Source organism: Solwaraspora sp. WMMA2056 (assembly GCF_030345095.1).
Lineage (GTDB): Bacteria > Actinomycetota > Actinomycetes > Mycobacteriales > Micromonosporaceae > Micromonospora_E.
On the sequence record NZ_CP128360.1, the window covers coordinates 4306841 to 4322126 of the forward strand.

Annotated in this window: 15 protein-coding genes; 14 read left to right on the plus strand and 1 reads right to left on the minus strand. The window is 70.2% G+C overall.

Translation table 11 applies throughout. From position 1 onward, the window contains the following. Window positions 1-70: 70 nt before the first annotated feature. From O7608_RS19500 to O7608_RS19550, 11 genes are all read left to right on the plus strand, one after another. Window positions 71-1198: an LLM class flavin-dependent oxidoreductase gene (locus O7608_RS19500; protein ID WP_289205962.1), complete on the plus strand. Its 1128-nt coding sequence runs from the start codon at window positions 71-73 to the stop codon at window positions 1196-1198. Next, entirely contained in the window at window positions 1195-2238 is a 1044-nt protein-coding gene (locus tag O7608_RS19505; protein WP_289205963.1) for an LLM class flavin-dependent oxidoreductase, read from the plus strand. The genes O7608_RS19500 and O7608_RS19505 overlap by 4 nt, the downstream gene beginning before the upstream one ends. Continuing rightward, entirely contained in the window at window positions 2235-3839 is a 1605-nt protein-coding gene (locus O7608_RS19510; protein ID WP_289205964.1) for a class I adenylate-forming enzyme family protein, read from the plus strand. The genes O7608_RS19505 and O7608_RS19510 overlap by 4 nt, the downstream gene beginning before the upstream one ends. After that, window positions 3836-4834: an LLM class flavin-dependent oxidoreductase gene (locus tag O7608_RS19515; RefSeq protein WP_289205965.1), complete on the plus strand. Its 999-nt coding sequence runs from the start codon at window positions 3836-3838 to the stop codon at window positions 4832-4834. Before O7608_RS19510 ends, O7608_RS19515 begins: the two co-directional genes overlap by 4 nt. 9 nt (window positions 4835-4843) lie before the next feature. Then, window positions 4844-5815, plus strand: a complete 972-nt coding sequence (locus O7608_RS19520) for an enoyl-CoA hydratase/isomerase family protein (protein ID WP_289205966.1) — start codon at window positions 4844-4846, stop codon at window positions 5813-5815. Window positions 5816-5824: 9 nt separating this feature from the next. Then, window positions 5825-6808, plus strand: a complete 984-nt coding sequence (locus O7608_RS19525; RefSeq protein WP_289205967.1) for an LLM class flavin-dependent oxidoreductase — start codon at window positions 5825-5827, stop codon at window positions 6806-6808. Further along, window positions 6805-7140 carry a VOC family protein gene (locus tag O7608_RS19530; protein WP_289205968.1) on the plus strand — a complete coding sequence of 112 codons (336 nt, stop codon included), beginning with the start codon at window positions 6805-6807 and terminating at the stop codon, window positions 7138-7140. Before O7608_RS19525 ends, O7608_RS19530 begins: the two co-directional genes overlap by 4 nt. A 50-nt stretch (window positions 7141-7190) precedes the next feature. After that, complete coding sequence (locus tag O7608_RS19535; protein WP_289205969.1) at window positions 7191-8162, plus strand: PaaX family transcriptional regulator; 972 nt, start codon at window positions 7191-7193, stop codon at window positions 8160-8162. A gap of 145 nt (window positions 8163-8307) precedes the next feature. Then, window positions 8308-9543: a cellulose binding domain-containing protein gene (locus O7608_RS19540; protein WP_289205970.1), complete on the plus strand. Its 1236-nt coding sequence runs from the start codon at window positions 8308-8310 to the stop codon at window positions 9541-9543. 239 nt (window positions 9544-9782) lie between these two features. Then, entirely contained in the window at window positions 9783-10553 is a 771-nt protein-coding gene (locus O7608_RS19545; protein WP_289205971.1) for a DsbA family protein, read from the plus strand. Next, the gene (locus O7608_RS19550; protein WP_289205972.1) at window positions 10550-11170 is read left to right on the plus strand and encodes a vitamin K epoxide reductase family protein; all 621 of its coding nucleotides are present in this window, start codon (window positions 10550-10552) and stop codon (window positions 11168-11170) included. The genes O7608_RS19545 and O7608_RS19550 overlap by 4 nt, the downstream gene beginning before the upstream one ends. Before the next feature lie 6 nt (window positions 11171-11176). Here the strand turns inward: O7608_RS19550 and O7608_RS19555 are convergent, their stop codons facing one another. Next, window positions 11177-11962: a spermidine synthase gene (locus O7608_RS19555; RefSeq protein WP_289205973.1), complete on the minus strand. Its 786-nt coding sequence runs from the start codon at window positions 11960-11962 to the stop codon at window positions 11177-11179. Window positions 11963-12264: 302 nt separating this feature from the next. Here O7608_RS19555 and O7608_RS19560 point away from each other — a divergent pair, with 302 nt between their 5' ends. The 3 genes from O7608_RS19560 to O7608_RS19570 are packed head-to-tail and all read left to right on the plus strand — an operon-like array spanning window position 12265 to window position 15256. Continuing rightward, window positions 12265-13431: a glycosyltransferase gene (locus O7608_RS19560; protein ID WP_289205974.1), complete on the plus strand. Its 1167-nt coding sequence runs from the start codon at window positions 12265-12267 to the stop codon at window positions 13429-13431. Next, complete coding sequence (locus O7608_RS19565) at window positions 13428-14747, plus strand: aromatic ring-hydroxylating oxygenase subunit alpha (protein ID WP_289205975.1); 1320 nt, start codon at window positions 13428-13430, stop codon at window positions 14745-14747. Before O7608_RS19560 ends, O7608_RS19565 begins: the two co-directional genes overlap by 4 nt. Then, a complete protein-coding gene (locus tag O7608_RS19570) occupies window positions 14744-15256 on the plus strand; it encodes an aromatic-ring-hydroxylating dioxygenase subunit beta (RefSeq protein ID WP_289205976.1) in 513 nt (170 codons plus the stop codon). The genes O7608_RS19565 and O7608_RS19570 overlap by 4 nt, the downstream gene beginning before the upstream one ends. Window positions 15257-15286 lie beyond the last annotated feature (30 nt).

Genomic DNA, 15286 nt, shown 5'->3' on the forward strand with positions numbered 1-15286 from the left:
TGCGCAGACCTTGCAGTGCCAGCAACGCGGCGGTAACATACCGGCTGGTCGGAATAAACGAGGAGTGGTCGTGAAGTTCGGAATCATGAACCTGTTCCCGGTCGCCGACGGGGCATCGGACCATCAGGTGCTACGAGAGACTCTCGACGAGATCCAGCTGGCCGACGAACTCGGCTTCGACTCGATCTGGCTGGCCGAGCACCACTTCTCGAAGTACGGCATCCTCGGCAGCCCGGTCAACTTCGGCATGGCCGTCGCCGAGCGGACCAAGCGGATCACGATCGGCACCGCCGTGCTGGTGCTTCCACTGCACCACCCGCTGCGGCTGGCCGAGGACATCGCGGCGCTCGACGTGCTCAGCGGCGGTCGGGTGACCATCGGGGTCGGCCGTGGCTACCAGCCGGCCGAGTTCGCCGGCTTCGGGATCGCCCTGGCCGAGTCGAAGCAGCGCTACCAGGAGACCCTCGACGTACTGCGGTTGGCGCTGACCCAGGAGAAGTTCTCCTACCACGGCGAGATCTACCACTTCGACGACGTCACGACCTACCCCCGGCCGTTCACTCCCGGCGGTCCGCCGATCCTGCAGGGCACGGTCTCCCCGGACAGCTTCCGGGAGCGCGGCGCGATCGGCGAGCCGATCATCACCTCACCCAACTTCACACCGTTGGGCATCATGCAGCGCAACTTCAGCCTCTACCGGCAGAGCATGCAGGCCAACGGCTTCGACATCGCCACCTACGAACTGCCCTTCATGCAACAGGTGTGGTGCGGCGACGGCGAGGACGGCCTGCGTGAAGCCGCCTCGGCCGCGATGAACTACTACAAATCCGTCGGGAAGGTGATCCCGGGTTCGGAGGAGGCGATCGAGCAGGAGCGGTCCTATTACGCGGCGGTCGCCAAGAACATCGAACTGCTGACCCTGGAGCAGACCCTGACCCACGGCGGCAACTTCGGCTCGGCGCAGCGCGTCATCGAGACCATCGAGATGCTGCGCGAGCAGCTCGGCATCAACCACTACATCGGCTGGCTGCGGATCCCGTCGCTCGACCGGCGGAGCGCACTGAAGTCCATGGAGGAGTTCGCCACCAAGGTGATCCCGCACTTCCGCGCGGCGGACCAGGCGGCCCGCCCGGCCGACGGCCACGACCGGGCCGACGACGTGCTGACGACCACCGCCCCCCAGGCGGTCATCGGATGAAGGTCAGCTGTTTCCTCAGCGCCCAGTTCGATCCGTCGACCAGCGCCTCAGACGGCATCGACCAGGTGCTGGAGCAGGCCGCCGCCGCTGAGGCGGCCGGCTTCCACGCCGTCTACCTCGGCCACCACTTCCTCGCCAGGTCGGCGTTCGTCCAGCCCGTGCCGCTGGCCGGCTACCTCGCCCGGGCGACCACCCGGGTACGCATCGGCTTCGGTGTGCTGCTGGCACCGCTGCTGAATCCGGTCGCGCTCGCCGAGGACCTCGCCTCGCTCGACGTGCTCTGCCGGGGACGGTTGACCGTGGGCATCGGCGCCGGTTACCGCAAGCGGGAGACCGCCGCGTTCGGCGTCGAGTGGACCGACCGGCTGCGTCGACTGCGTGAGTACGTCCCGATCCTGCGGTCGCTGTGGAACGGCGAGACGATCGACATCTCCGGCAGCTGGGGCGAGGTCCCCGGCGCGTCGCTGGCGCTGCGCCCGGTGCAGCCCGGCGGCCCGCCGCTGTGGATCGGCGCGTTCGCCGAGCCGGCGGTCCGCCGCGCCGCCCGACTGGACGCGCCGTGGCTCATCGGCCCCAAGGGCACCGACGCGGAGCTCGCCCGGCTGCTCGGCGTCTACCGGGGCGAGCTCGCCGACCGCGGTTTCACCCTCGACCGTGAGTACCCGATGAGCCGGGAGGCGTTCATCGGCGACAGCTACGCCGCCGCGGTCACGGCCGTCCGACCACACCTGCAGCGTCAGTACGCCGGTTACCGATCCTGGGACGACGCCCAGTCCCTGGACATCGACCGGTACCTGGCGCAGGACTGCCTGGTCGGCTCGGCGGACGAGATCGTCGACAAGCTGCGACGCTGGGAGGCTGAACTCGGCATCACCGAGGTCTCGCTGCGGCACCAGTTCGTCGGCGCCAGCCAGGCCGAGGCGATGGAGCAGTTGGCCCGCTTCGGAGCGGAGGTCGTCCCCCGCCTCGCCGCGTCGCCGCCGGCGTCGCCATCCGTCTCGGAGGTCGCGTCGCCATCCGCCCCGGAGGTCGCCCGATGAGCACCGACCCGGGGACCACGCTGCCGGACGCCGACAACCTGGCCCTCGTTCTGCAACGCCGCCGTGCCGACCGCGGCGACGTCGTCGGCCTGTACGGCGAGGACGGTCGGTCATGGACGTTCGACGAGATCGACCTGCTCGCCGGCGGGGTGGCAGTCGCCCTGCGGGACGAGGGCGTGGGCGCCGGCGACCGGGTCGCCGGCTACCTGGCCAACGGCCCGGACATCGTCTTCTTTCTCTTCGGCTGCTGGAAGATCGGTGCGGTCCCGGTCACCGTCAGCAGCCTGTACAACGCCACCGAACTCGCCGAGTCGCTGGCCAAGACCAGCCCCCGGTTGCTGCTCGTCGACGGACGCAGCCCGGACGTGGTCACCGAACTCATCGGCACCGGCACCGGGGTCCCGATCCGCCGCGTCGGCGAGCCGTCCGCCGCGCCCGACGGCGTCGCGGAGCCGGACGTCGAGCCGCTGCCGTGGGGTCGGCAGGCCCGGGTGCCGGCGGTCGACGTCGACCCGCAGGCCGAAGCCTGTGTGCTGTTCACCGGCGGGACGACCGGCCGGCCAAAGGCGGTCAGCGTCACCCACGGCGGCACCCGCGACTCGCTCATGCGGCTGGCCCGCGTCGCCACCGGTACCGACGCCGAAGGCACCGCCGCGCGGGACGCCAGGCCGAACCTCATCGCCCTGCCGCTGTTCCACAGCGGCGGCCAGCACTCGCTGCTGTTCGCGTTCTTCGTCGGGCGTCCGGCGGTGGTCTGGGAGAGGTTCGGCGTCGACCGGCTCGCCGACCTGATGGACCGGTACCGGTTCGACAACTTCTTCCTCCTGCCCACCATGGTCTACGACATCGTGCACGCCGAACGGGACCTGCCGTTCGACGGGGTCAAGTCCGTCCTGGTGGCCGGTCAGGCCATCTCGTGGTCGCTACGCCGCGCCTTCGAGGAGCGGTACCAGGTGCCGATCCTGGTCAACTACGGATCGACCGAGGCCGGGCACATCGCCGGCTGGACCGGCCGGGACATGAAGGCCGGCCGCTGGAAGCCCGGCTCCGCCGGGCGGGTCTACCCGGGGGTGGAGCTGGAGATCCGGGACGAGACCGGTGCCGCACTGCCGGGCGGGCGACCGGGGGAGGTGGTGGTCCGCTCCGCGTTGACCAGGGGCTACGTCGACGACGCCGCCGCCTCCCGCGAGCTGGTCCGGGACGGCTGGGTGCACACCGGCGACATCGGCTACGTCGACGAGGACGGGGTGCTGTTCCTGGTCGGCCGGAAGCGGGACATGATCAAATGCGGTGGTTTCCAGGTCTGGCCCGAGGAGATCGAGGACGAGCTGCGCCGGCATCCGCTGGTCGACGACGTTCGGGTGCTCGGCCGGCCGGACGACCGGCTCGGCGAGATTCCGGTGGCCCTCGTGGTGCGCAGGCCGGACCGCACGGTGACCGACAGCGAACTCTCCCAGCGTCTGGTCGCGTACGCGCGGGACCGGCTTGCCCACTTCAAGACACCCCGGCGGATCGAGTTCGTCGCCGCCCTGGAACGCAGCGCCACCGGCAAGATCAGCCGGGCCACACCGGCCGCGACGCGGGCGGGTGCGTCCGGATGAAGTTCGGCATCATGGCCTCGCACCAGTATCCGCACGGCGACGACCTCGGCGCGCACCTCGCCGACCTGTTCGGCACCGTCGAACTCGCCGCCGAACTCGGCTACGACTCGGTGTGGACGATCAACCACTTCCAGTCGAACCTGGCCACCCCGCAGCCGATCTCCATGCTGGCCAGCCTCATTCCGCGCTCCGGCGACATGCTGCTCGGCACTGGCATCCTGCTGCTGCCGATGTTCCACCCCGTACACGTCGCGGAGGAGTTCGCGACCCTCGACCACCTCTCCGGCGGACGGGTGGTCCTCGGCGTCGGCGCCGGCTACCGGGAGAACGAGCTCGCCGCGTTCGGAATCGACCCGCAGACCCGGTTCCGGCGCTTCGACGAGAGCATCCGGCTGATCCGCGCGCTGTGGACCGGACGACCGGTCACCCAGGACGGCGAGTTCTACCCGCAGACCGACGCGACCATCGGTGTCCGGCCGCTGACGCCGGGCGGACCGCCGATCTGGATCGGCGCCGGCGGCAGGAAAGCGGTCCGCCGGGCCGCCCGTCTCGGCGACGCCTGGTACGCGCCGGGCAACTCACCGAGCCGGCGCTTCCTGCCCGAGCATCGGGCCGTCTACGAGGAGGCGCTGGCTGAGTACGGCCGGGACCCGACGACGGTGCAGCGCCCGGTCGGGGTCGAGCTGTACTGCGCGCCGAGCACCGAGCAGGCTGTCGCCGAGGCGCTGCCGCACGCCCGGCGGGAGTACGCCACCTACGCCGAGTACCCGGCGCTGCGCTGGCAGCGGGACCGCTTCGACGAACTGGTCCGCAACACGCTGCTGCTGGGCTCGCCGGAGCTGCTCATCGAACGGATCACCGCCCTGCGTGACCTGGGCTTCGACCACGTCATCTTCCGCCCCGGGTGGCTCGGCATGCCGACCGGGAAACTGCGTGCCTCGCTGCGGCTGTTCGCCGCCGAGGTGATGCCCGCCTTCCGTACCAGCCGACCGTGAGGAACCGTCGTGAAGAAGACCGAAGCTGAACTTCTGGAACACCAGTGGGACGTCGAGAACATGGAGGTCGATCCCGAGGTCCTGGCGAAGTACGTCCGGTACGACGTCGACGAGCAGCGGTCGGTCGCGACCATCACCTTCGACCGTCCCGAGCGGCTCAACGCCATTCCGGTGGCCGCCTTCGAGCGCGTCGGCGACCTGGTGCGCGAGGCCGAGACCGACGACCGGGTCAAGGTCATCGTGTTCAAGGGCGAAGGCGAACACTTCGGCACCGGCGCCGACGCCGCCGAGCTCGGGCACTACATCGGCTACCGGACCGGCACCGACAAGTCGTCGCGGCGGCGGCCGGCGCAGCGGCAACGCATCCTGCCCGACCGCAACGTGCTCAGCTCCGGATTCACCCGCCCGATCATCGAGTCGCTCAAGGCGACCATCTGCCAGGTGCAGGGGTACTGCTACGGCGGCCACTTCCAGATCGCGCTGTCGGCCGACATCGTCATCGCCAGCCCCGACGCCCGGTTCACCCATCCGGCGTTCCGCTACCTCGGTCCCGCCCCGCAGGACATGTACCACTGGATCGAGAAGGTCGGTCTGACCACGATGAAGGACGTCATGCTGACCATGCGGGCCATCGGCGCCGAGGAGGGCGAGCGCAAGGGCCTGGTCACCAAGGTGGTCGAGCGTGACGAACTACAGCGCTGGGTCGACGACTACGCCGACGCGATCGCTGTCATGCCACTGGACTCGCTGATGATGGGCAAGTCGATGATGCAACTGGTCATGGAGGCCCGGGGCAAGGGCCTCGGCGCGATGACCGGCTGGGTCGGGCACGGCTGGGCGACCAACGTCAGTTTCGACGACGGGGACTGGAACTTCCTCAAGGAGCGCCGGGAGAAGGGCATCGGCCGGGCGCTGGCCGACCGGGACCGGCTGGTCGCACCGTACTTCCGGCTCAGCGACACCCGGTCGCGCGAGAAGTAGGGCGCGGTCGTGAAGTTCGGCATCCTTCTCGACCACCAGTACGAGCTCGGCGACGACCTGCAGCGGCGGACCGGTGAGACGGTCGAGTACGTCCAGCACATCCGCGACCTCGGCTACGACTCGGTGTTCGGTATCCACCACTATCTGTCGTCACTGGCCACACCGCAGCCGATGCCGCTGCTGAGCCGGCTCGTCGAGCACTCCGGCAACATGCAGATCGGCACCGGCATCCTCATCCTGCCGCTCGGGCATCCGGTGCACTGGGCCGAGGAGATCGCCACGATCGACCAGATGTCCGGCGGCCGGTTCGTCCTGGGCATCGGCTCCGGCTACCGCGACGCCGAGTTCGCCTCGTTCGGCGTCGACCGGCGTACCCGGGTGTCGCGGATGAACGAGGCGCTGGCGGTGATGCAGCGGTTGTGGACCGGTGAGCCCGTCCACCACGAGGGGCGGCACTTCACCCTGGACGGGGTGCGGTGCAGCGTACTGCCGCGGCAGCGGCCGCACCCGCCGGTCTGGGTCGGCGCCAACGGACCGACCGGCATCGCCCGGATCGCCCGTCAGGGCCTGCCGTGGCTCGCCCCGTCCAACGTGCGCCGCAACTGGGCCGTGGGAAACCTGACCGAATACCGGCAGCTGCGTACGGCGGCCGGCTTCAGCGAGCAGGACGCGGTGTTCCCGATCCACCGGGACCTGTGCGTCGCGGACTCGGCCGACGCCGCGCACGCGATCGCCGGCGACGCGGTCCGCCGGTCCTACGGCGAGTACGTCCAGTACGGCATGGACTTCTTCGAGTCCCAGTGGGAGGCGATCAAGGAGAAGGCGCTCTTCTTCGGCTCGCCCGACGACATCGCCGCGAAGATTTCCGACTTCGCCGCCGCCGGCTTCAACCACTTCGTCTTCCGCGCCCAGTGGCTCGGGCTGCCGATCGAGCGGTCCGTTGAGATCGTCGAACGGTTCGCCCGCGAGGTCATGCCGAGGTTCCGGCGATGAGGATCGGCCACGTGATCGTTCCGGCCGCAGACCTGGCCGCCCAGGTCGACTTCTACACCCGGCTCGGACTGACGGTGCGGTTCCGCGACGGCGACCGGTACGTCGCGCTCACCGACGGGACGGTGACCATCGGCCTGGCCGACGGATCACAGCAGCCCGTCGCCGGCCGCACCCTGCTCAGCGTCGAAGTCGACGACCTCGACAGCTGCGTCGCCGAACTGGCCGCGTCCGGCGCGTCGGTCGGGGAGCCCGTGCCGGGCCCGCACGAGCGGCGGTCGGTGGTCGTCGACCCGGGCGGTGTCCCGGTCGTCGTCTACGAACGACGGGTCTGACCGACCACGGCGGCCGGCGGGGCGGTGCCCGACCGGTGCAGTCTGGTGAGGTGAACGCCGAGGAACCCACCGACGACATTCGAATTCCCCGTGCACAGGTCGGCTCCAGCCCACAGCATCTACTGGCGACCCTGCTCGGTGAGTATCTCGACTCGGCGGACGCCGGCCTGCCGTCGACGGCGGTCATTGCGATCCTGGGCGAGTTCGCGGTCAGTGAGCCAAGCGCCCGGGCGGCGCTGTCCCGCCTGGTCAAGCGCGGTCTGATCGCGACCCGGGGGCGCGGCCGGCCGCCGGTCTACCACCTCACGCCAGTCGCGATCGCCCGGCACCGCCAGCGGATGCGGCACTTCCTGAACTTCGGTGCCCAGCCACCGCGGTGGACCGGTGAGTGGTTGCTGGTGTCGTACTCGATCCCGAGTTCCGGGCAGGCCGTGCGACACGCGGTCCGCCGATCGTTGGGCGCGCTGCGCTTCGTGGGTCTGTACGACAGCGCCTGGATCCGGCCGGGAACCGACGCGGCGCCGGTGCGGCAGGTGCTGGACGAACTGCTGCACCACGTGGCCGGTGCCCGGTGGTCGGTCATGCATGTCCGGTTCGACGAGGAGGCCGGCCCGCACGGCCCGGCCAGCGCCTACGACCTGGCCGGACTCTCCGCCGCGTACTCACGCTTCATCGCGCGGTACGCGCCGCTGCGGACCGCGGTGCGCAACGGGGCGGTGGACGCCGCGGCAGCGCTGGTGGCCCGGACCTCGGCCATGGATTCCTGGCGGTGGTTCCCGGACACCGATCCGGATCTGCCGGCCCACCTGCTACCACAGCCCTGGCCTCGGCAGCAGGCCAGGAAGATATTCCTGGACATCCACTGTGCGCTCGGTGCGCTCGCGCAGGCCCGCCTCGTCGAGGTGGCGACACCGTACTGGCCGGACGCCGCCGCGTGGATCACCCACTTCACGGCGTCGCATGATCCCGCACACCCCGAACCGACCGGTGGCGCCCGGGCCGCCCCGCCTTCGCCAGGTTGACGGCGGCCGTGGCCGGTCAGGGCAGACAATCCATTGACACTTTTCGTTGCGACGGTGATAGTAACTGCACAGCTCCCCTCGGAGCGCTGTGGGGACCGCGGCCGGGCGGTCCACGCGCCCGTCGCGACACCCGCTGGAGAGGCACATGCGAAGAAGATCGATGATCGGTGCCGGGCTGGCCGCCGCCCTCGTCCCGGCCACCGCAGTGGTCGTGGCGCTCGGCGCGCCACCGGCAAGCGCCGCGATCGGTGGCTCCGGTCCCTATCCCGCCGACTACGAGACCGCGGCCAGCCTGCCCAACCACACCATCTTCCGACCGCAGACCCTGCCGGCCGAGCGCCTCCCGATCCTCGCCTGGGGCAACGGCGGCTGCTCAGCCAACGGCCTGTCGCAGGGCAACTTCCTCCGCGAAATCGCCTCCCACGGCTTCCTCGCCATCGCCAACGGCGCGCCGAACGGATCCGGCTCCACCACGTCGCAGATGCTCACCCGGTCCATCGACTGGGCCGTCGCGGAGAACTCCCGACCGGGCAGCAAGTACTACGACAGGCTCGATACGACCAAGGTCGCCGTGGCCGGCTTCTCCTGCGGCGGGCTGGAGGCCTACGCCGTCTCGAACGACCCGCGTGTCACCACGACCGGCATCTTCAGCAGTGGACTGTTGAACGACGCCGACGACTACCAGCTCAGAAGACTGACCAAGCCGATCGCCTATTTCATCGGCGGTCCCAGCGACATCGCGTACCCGAACGCCGTCGACGACTGGGGAAAACTGCCGGCCGGGCTGCCCGCCTTCATGGGCAACCTGAACGTGGGGCACGGTGGCACCTACGACCAGCCCAATGGCGGCGAGTTCGGTCGGGTGGCGGTGCTCTACCTCAAGTGGCGGTTGAAGGGCGACACCGCCGCCGGTGCCAACTTCGTCGGCGTGGACTGCGGGCTGTGCCGCAGCCAGTGGAGCGTGCAGCAGAAGAACCTGACACTCGACGGTGACCCACCGCCGACCACCCCACCGCCGACCACCCCACCACCGACCACCCCACCACCGACCACTCCGCCGCCGACGACCCCGCCACCCGGCGGGACACCGGCCTGCACCGCCGCCTACACGGTGCAGGACCAGTGGAACAGCGGGTTCGTCGCGACCGTCACCGTGACCGCTGCCAGCACCCCGCTCACCAGTTGGCGGGTCACGCTCAACCTGCCAGGTGGCGCGTCGGTCAGTTCGATGTGGAACGGCGTCGCCAGCGGTACCAGCGGCACGGTCACTGTCACGAACCAGAGCTACAACGGTCGGCTGGCCGCCGGTCACAGCACCAGTTTCGGCTTCCAGGGCGCCGGAAACGGTAGCGGCGCCACCGCCACCTGCACCGGAAGCTGACTCCCGCCAACCTGAGCTGTCCCACCGTCGCGTCGGGCCGGTGCCGGGGGCACCGGCCCGTCACGGCTGCGCCGCTCATGGTGCAGCCCGGTCGTAGGACCAATGGCCCGGCCGGGTAGTGACCTTCGCCGGCGGCGGCCGGCGTGGGGATGGCGGAGAGTGGGCCCGACAGGGTCAGCACGGTGGCCTCGGCCCCGAGCCGCCGCGCGCCGTCGGGTGGCGACCACGGGAGTACGACAGTGGGCAAGCAGAGCCGGGACAGGGCGCGCGCACTGCGCGAGGCGCAGGCCGCTATCGCCGCGCAGCGCGGTCGCAGGCGGCGGTGGGCGTACGCGGTCGGCGGTGTGGTGATCGCCGCGCTGGTCGTGGCGATCGCGGTGACGGTCGTCGACGCGATGGGCCGAAAGCCCGGCGGCGTCGCGACGGATGCGGATGCGGCGCAGCGGCCGTCGTCGGCCACCGCAGCCGGTTCGCTCACCATCGGGGACCCGGCGGCCCCGGTGGAACTCGAGGTGTTCCTCGACTACATGTGTCCCTTCTGCGGTCGTTTCGAACGGGCCAACGGAGACGACGTCGCCCGGCTGGTCGCTCAGGGCACCGTCCGCCTGCAGCTGTACCCGCTGTCGTTTCTGGACGAGGCCTCCGCCGGCAGCGAATACTCCACCCGGGCCGCGAACGCGGTGGCGACCGTCGCGGACCGGGCACCCGAGCAACTGCTCGCGTTCCACCAGGCGCTGTTCGAGCAGCAGCCCGCCGAGGGCACCGAAGGACTGTCCGACGACGCCATCGCCGCACTGGCCCGGGACGTCGGCGTGCCGGCGGCGGTCGTGGCCACCTTCGACGACCGACGGTTCGTGTCCTGGACCGCCGCGGCCACCGAACAGGCGTTCGCCAGCGGCATCTCCGGCACCCCGACCGTGCGCATCGACGGCACGACGTTCACCGGCGATCTGTACACCGCCGGCACGCTGACCCGGGCGCTCACCGCGGCCGCGGCGGGGCCGCAGTGACCGCGCCGCTGACCCGGCTGCGTGCGGTACGGCACTCCAACGGCTGGATCTACGGCACGATGCTGTTCTCGGCGTGCCTGAGCCTGCTCGCCTCGTTCGTGCTGTCGGTCGACGCGGTACGCCTGGCCGCCGACCCGGCCGCGAACCTCACCTGCAACATCAACGCGGTGTTGAGCTGCGGCACGGTGGGCGGCTCCTGGCAGGCGCAGCTGTTCGGCTTCCCGAACGCATTCCTCGGGCTGGTCGCGGAGCCGGTGGTGATCACCATCGCGGTCGCCGCGCTGGGTGGGGTCCGGTTCCCCCGGTGGTTCATGTTCGCGGCGCAGGTCGTATACACCCTGGGAGTGATCTTCGCCTACTGGCTGTTCTACCAGTCGATGTTCGTCATCGGCGCGCTCTGCCCATGGTGCCTGCTGGTGACCGTCTCCACCACCCTGGTGTTCGCCACCCTGACCCACGTCAACATCCGCGACGGCAATCTCTTCCTGCCGCCGCGCCCGCACCGCTCGGCCCGGCAGTTCGTCGACGCCGACCTGGACGTCATCGTGGTGACGATCTGGATGCTGGTGCTGATCCTGGCCGTGGTGTCGAAGTACGGCCCCGCGCTGCTGTCCTGACCACGCTCACCGCTGCGGGTCGTCGGCGCGGGGCCGGGCACCGGCGACGAACCGGTCCAGCGCCGGCCCGTGCAGGACACGGCCCGGTACGGGGTCCCGTGACGTCCGGGTGGCCAGGAGCGCCACCGGCAGCCGGTCCGGGCGCCGCGTCGCGGCGAGCACCACGTTGCCGTACCGCCGACCGCGCAGCATCCGCCGGTCGGCGACGACGCAGACGTCGGCGAAGACCGTCCGCAGGGTGGCCACCTGTACCCGGGTGCCGACAAGCGGCGGCAGGTCGGTGACATTGACCAGGTAGATTCCGTCCTGTCGGAGCACCCGGGCCACCTCGGCGGCGAAACCGACCGTTGCGACGTGCGGTGGCATCCGCGCTGCCTGGTAGATGTCGGCGAGTACCAGGTCGTAGGCGTCGGCGGGCGCGGCGGTGACCGCCGCTCGTGCGTCGGCCACGTGGACCTCGACGCCGGCGGGTCGGGGTGGCAGGTCCCGGTCCACCAGGGCGACCACCGCCGGATCCCGTTCCACCACGACCTGCGTCGATTCCGGTCGGGTCGCGGCGAGGTAGCGGGGCAGCGTCAGCGCGCCGCCGCCGAGGTGCAGCACGTCCAGCCGGGTGCCGGCGGGCGCGGCGAGGTCGGCCACGGCGGCCATCCGACGGACGTACTCGAAGTGCAGGTACGTGGGGTCGGCGACATCCACGTACGACTGGTCGACCCCGCCGGCGAGCAGCGTACGCCCGGTGGGCCGGGTCGGGTCGGCGGCCAGTTCGAGCCGGTCGTCCGGTGTCCGCATGACCAGCAGGCTAGCCTTCCCGGCCGGGCTCGGCGGCACCGGAACCGGTCCTTGTCGGACGGCCAGAATTGAGGTCGAGTCGCAGTTACGCCCCCAGTTGAGTGGAAAACCAGACCGGCCACTCCAACTACTCCGACTCGCCTGAAACGGCCAAATGGCAACCTTTCCGGATGGTCGAACCGCCTGCGGCAAAGTAGTGGTGGTCGATTCTTCCCAGGCATTGACATCGATTGTTCATCCCGGCAGGCTGCTGTGAAGCTGATCATGTAGCACCTCGTCGCCCCCGTCGAATCGGAGACTTGATGCGCGTCGCCCTTGTCACCACGACTCAGCATGGTCACCTGAACCCCTATGTTCCGGTGGTCAATGCGCTACGAGCTGCCGGCGGTGAGGTGACGCTGCTGCTGTTGTCCGCAGACGGTGGCGAGCTCGACCAGCAGCGTCGCCGCGCTGTCGGCACGACGCAGGCCCACCTGATCGGGCAGGTCGAGATGGCACCCTGGAGCGGCGATCCGGCGAAGATCGGTCCGATGCTGCAGGCGTCGCCGGTAGCCGATCAGACGGCTGACGCGATCAAGACGACCGACCCGGACTTCGTACTCCTCGATTCGCTGCCGGTGACCGCCTCGGCCATGGTCGGTGCGCGGCGCTCCGGCGTGCCGTACGGGATGATCTGGGCAAACCTGGGCGGGGTGTGCCCGCGCGAGCACCGACGAGCTCGCTGGCCGTACGACGAGCAGGTCGGCGACTATCTGACCCGGCACGGGGTGGCGTGGTCGACCCGGACCCATTCGGCGCGGTCGCCGATTCTCAACCTGATGCCGACGATCCCCGCGCTCGTCGGGGACGACGCGGTCACCGACGACGGGGTGCAACTGGTCGGGCTGCCCGGGGCGGCGGGGATCCGTGGCGACGAGGTCGCCCTCGCGGGGCTGGACCGGCTCGACCCGGACCGTCCGGTGGTCTACGTCTCCTTCGGCACGATCTTCTACCGGCGGCCGGACCTGCTGCGCACGGTGATCACCGGGGCGGCGGCGACCGGTGCGCAGGTGATCGCCGCCGTCGGGGACCTGGCCGCGGAGCTCGCGTTGCCCGACGACGTGCTCACCGCCCCGTACCTGCCGCAACGTGAGGTGCTTGAGCGCGCCGACGTGTTCATCACCCACGGTGGGTACAACTCCGTGGCGGAGTCGATCCGGGCGGCGACACCGATGCTGGTGATCCCGCTGGCGGTGGATCAGCCGATCCAGGCGCACTTCGTGACCAGCGCGGGCTTCGGAACGGCGCTGGGGCCGGCCGACGTCACCGCCCGCGCGGTCGCGGACGCGGTCGGCGATCTGCTCGATCCCGCCCGGCACTACCGGGCCCGGCTGCGCGCCGCGCAGCCGCAGTGTGGCGATTCCGCGGTACGCACGGCGGAGCTGGTGGCCGGCACGGTCGAGGCGCTACGGCGGAGGGCGGAGCAGTGACGATCGAGCTGCAGCGGGCGGTGATCGACCCGATCGTCGTCGACGACCGCGAGCGCATGTCGTTCCGGGTGGATCGCCGCGCCTACACCGATGACGATCTGGCCGCGCGCGAAACGGCCATGATCTTCGACCGCTGTTGGCTGTATGTCGGCCATGAATCGGAGGTGCCCGCGCCGGGTTGCTATGTGGCCCGCGACGTCGGCGGGCGTCCGGTGGTGATGGCGCGCGGTTCCGACGGAGTGATCCGGGTGTTCGCCAACAGCTGCCCCCACCGGGGGGCGCTGATCTGTTCGCAGCCGTCCGGGCAGGCCAGATCGTTCCGGTGTCCGTACCACGACTGGACGTTTTCCAACCGGGGCGACCTGGTCGGGGTCCCGATCCCGGACGGGTACGGGCCGGGTTTCCGCAAAGCGGACTTCGGCCTGGCCCTGCATCGCAGTGACAGCTACCGCGGTTTCGTGTTCGTCACCTTCGATCAGCGGCAGCCGCTCACCTTGACCGAATATCTGGCGGGTGCGGCCGAGTACCTCGATCTTCTTGACGACCAGTCCGAGGTCGGAATGGAGGTGATTCAGGGCGCGCAGCTGCACGGGGCGCGGGCCAACTGGAAGCTCATGATGGAGAACAGCGTCGACATCTACCATTTCCGGGCCCTGCACAAGCGGTACGTCGGCTACATGGAGTCGCTGGGGTCGGTGCCACCACGACGACGAGGCGGTTTCGGCCGAGCCCTCGGCCTGGGGCATGGCGCCAACGAACTGCCGCCGGCGGCGGCCCGCCCGCTCGCGTACTGGACGCCGATGTTCAGTCCCGAGGTCCGGCCACGGATCGAGGCGACGGCCGCCCGGTTCGTCGATCGGTTCGGGGCCCAACGCGCCGAACGGATCACCAGCACCAACCGGGCGGTGTTGATCTTTCCCAACCTGATGATCATCGACGCGATCGCCATCACGATCCGCAAGATCGACCCGGTCGGTGCCGGCCGAATGGCCATCACCTCGGTCGCCCTGGCCCCGAAGGACGAGGATCCGGAGATCAGGGAGCTCCGCAAGAGCCACTACCTGACGTTCCTCGGCCCTGCCGGCTTCGCCACCCCTGACGACATCGAGATCATCGAATCGTGCCAGCGAGGCTACCTCAACCGTACGGTCCGCTACTCGGACCTGTCCCGGGGCATGAACAAGGCGGTCCCGGAGACGACCGACGAGTTACCCGCCCGCGAGTTCTGGCGGCAGTGGGACCGGCTGATGCACGGCGACGCCGGGCACCTCGAGATCGCTCACCCGGCCGAGACGCAAGGGGAGTGGCCACAGTGACCACCGAGCTGACGGTCGACGACACGGTCCAGCTGAGGTTGTGGCACCGGGTGAGCCAGTTTCTCTTCCGCGAGGCGCGGCTGCTCGACGAGTGGCGCCTGCGTGAGTGGTACGACGAGATGCTCACCGACGACGTCCGCTACCGCGTGCCGGCCACCGACGTACGGGGTGGACCGGTCGACGCGCTCGCGCTCGTCGACGACGACGCCGCCCGGCTGCGCCAGCGGATCGAACAACTCCTCAACGGTGAGGTGTGGTGCGAGAATCCCCGGTCCCGCACGAACCGGATGATCAGCAACGTGGAGATCCTGACCGACCGGGGCAGCCATCTCGACGTGACGGCGAACCTCGTCGTGTACCGGTTCGGGCACGGGCGCTCGGACGCCTACGTCGGGAAGTACCGGTCCGCACTCGTCGTCGAGGGGGAGTCCCTCCGGATCCGCCGACGGGTCGTGGAGCTCGACCACGAAACGTTGTACGACCACGGCAAGCTCAGCATCATCCTGTGACCGGACAGCGGCGACCGCCGGTGCCGGCTG

Coding starts and splice junctions, on each gene's coding strand:
- O7608_RS19515 (WP_289205965.1), top strand. CDS start 3,836: ATGAAGTTCGGCATCATGGCCTCGCACCAGTATCCGCACGGCGACGAC.
- O7608_RS19555 (WP_289205973.1), bottom strand. CDS start 11,962: ATGCGGACACCGGACGACCGGCTCGAACTGGCCGCCGACCCGACCCGG.
- O7608_RS19510 (WP_289205964.1), top strand. CDS start 2,235: ATGAGCACCGACCCGGGGACCACGCTGCCGGACGCCGACAACCTGGCC.
- O7608_RS19530 (WP_289205968.1), top strand. CDS start 6,805: ATGAGGATCGGCCACGTGATCGTTCCGGCCGCAGACCTGGCCGCCCAG.
- O7608_RS19505 (WP_289205963.1), top strand. CDS start 1,195: ATGAAGGTCAGCTGTTTCCTCAGCGCCCAGTTCGATCCGTCGACCAGC.
- O7608_RS19540 (WP_289205970.1), top strand. CDS start 8,308: ATGCGAAGAAGATCGATGATCGGTGCCGGGCTGGCCGCCGCCCTCGTC.
- O7608_RS19560 (WP_289205974.1), top strand. CDS start 12,265: ATGCGCGTCGCCCTTGTCACCACGACTCAGCATGGTCACCTGAACCCC.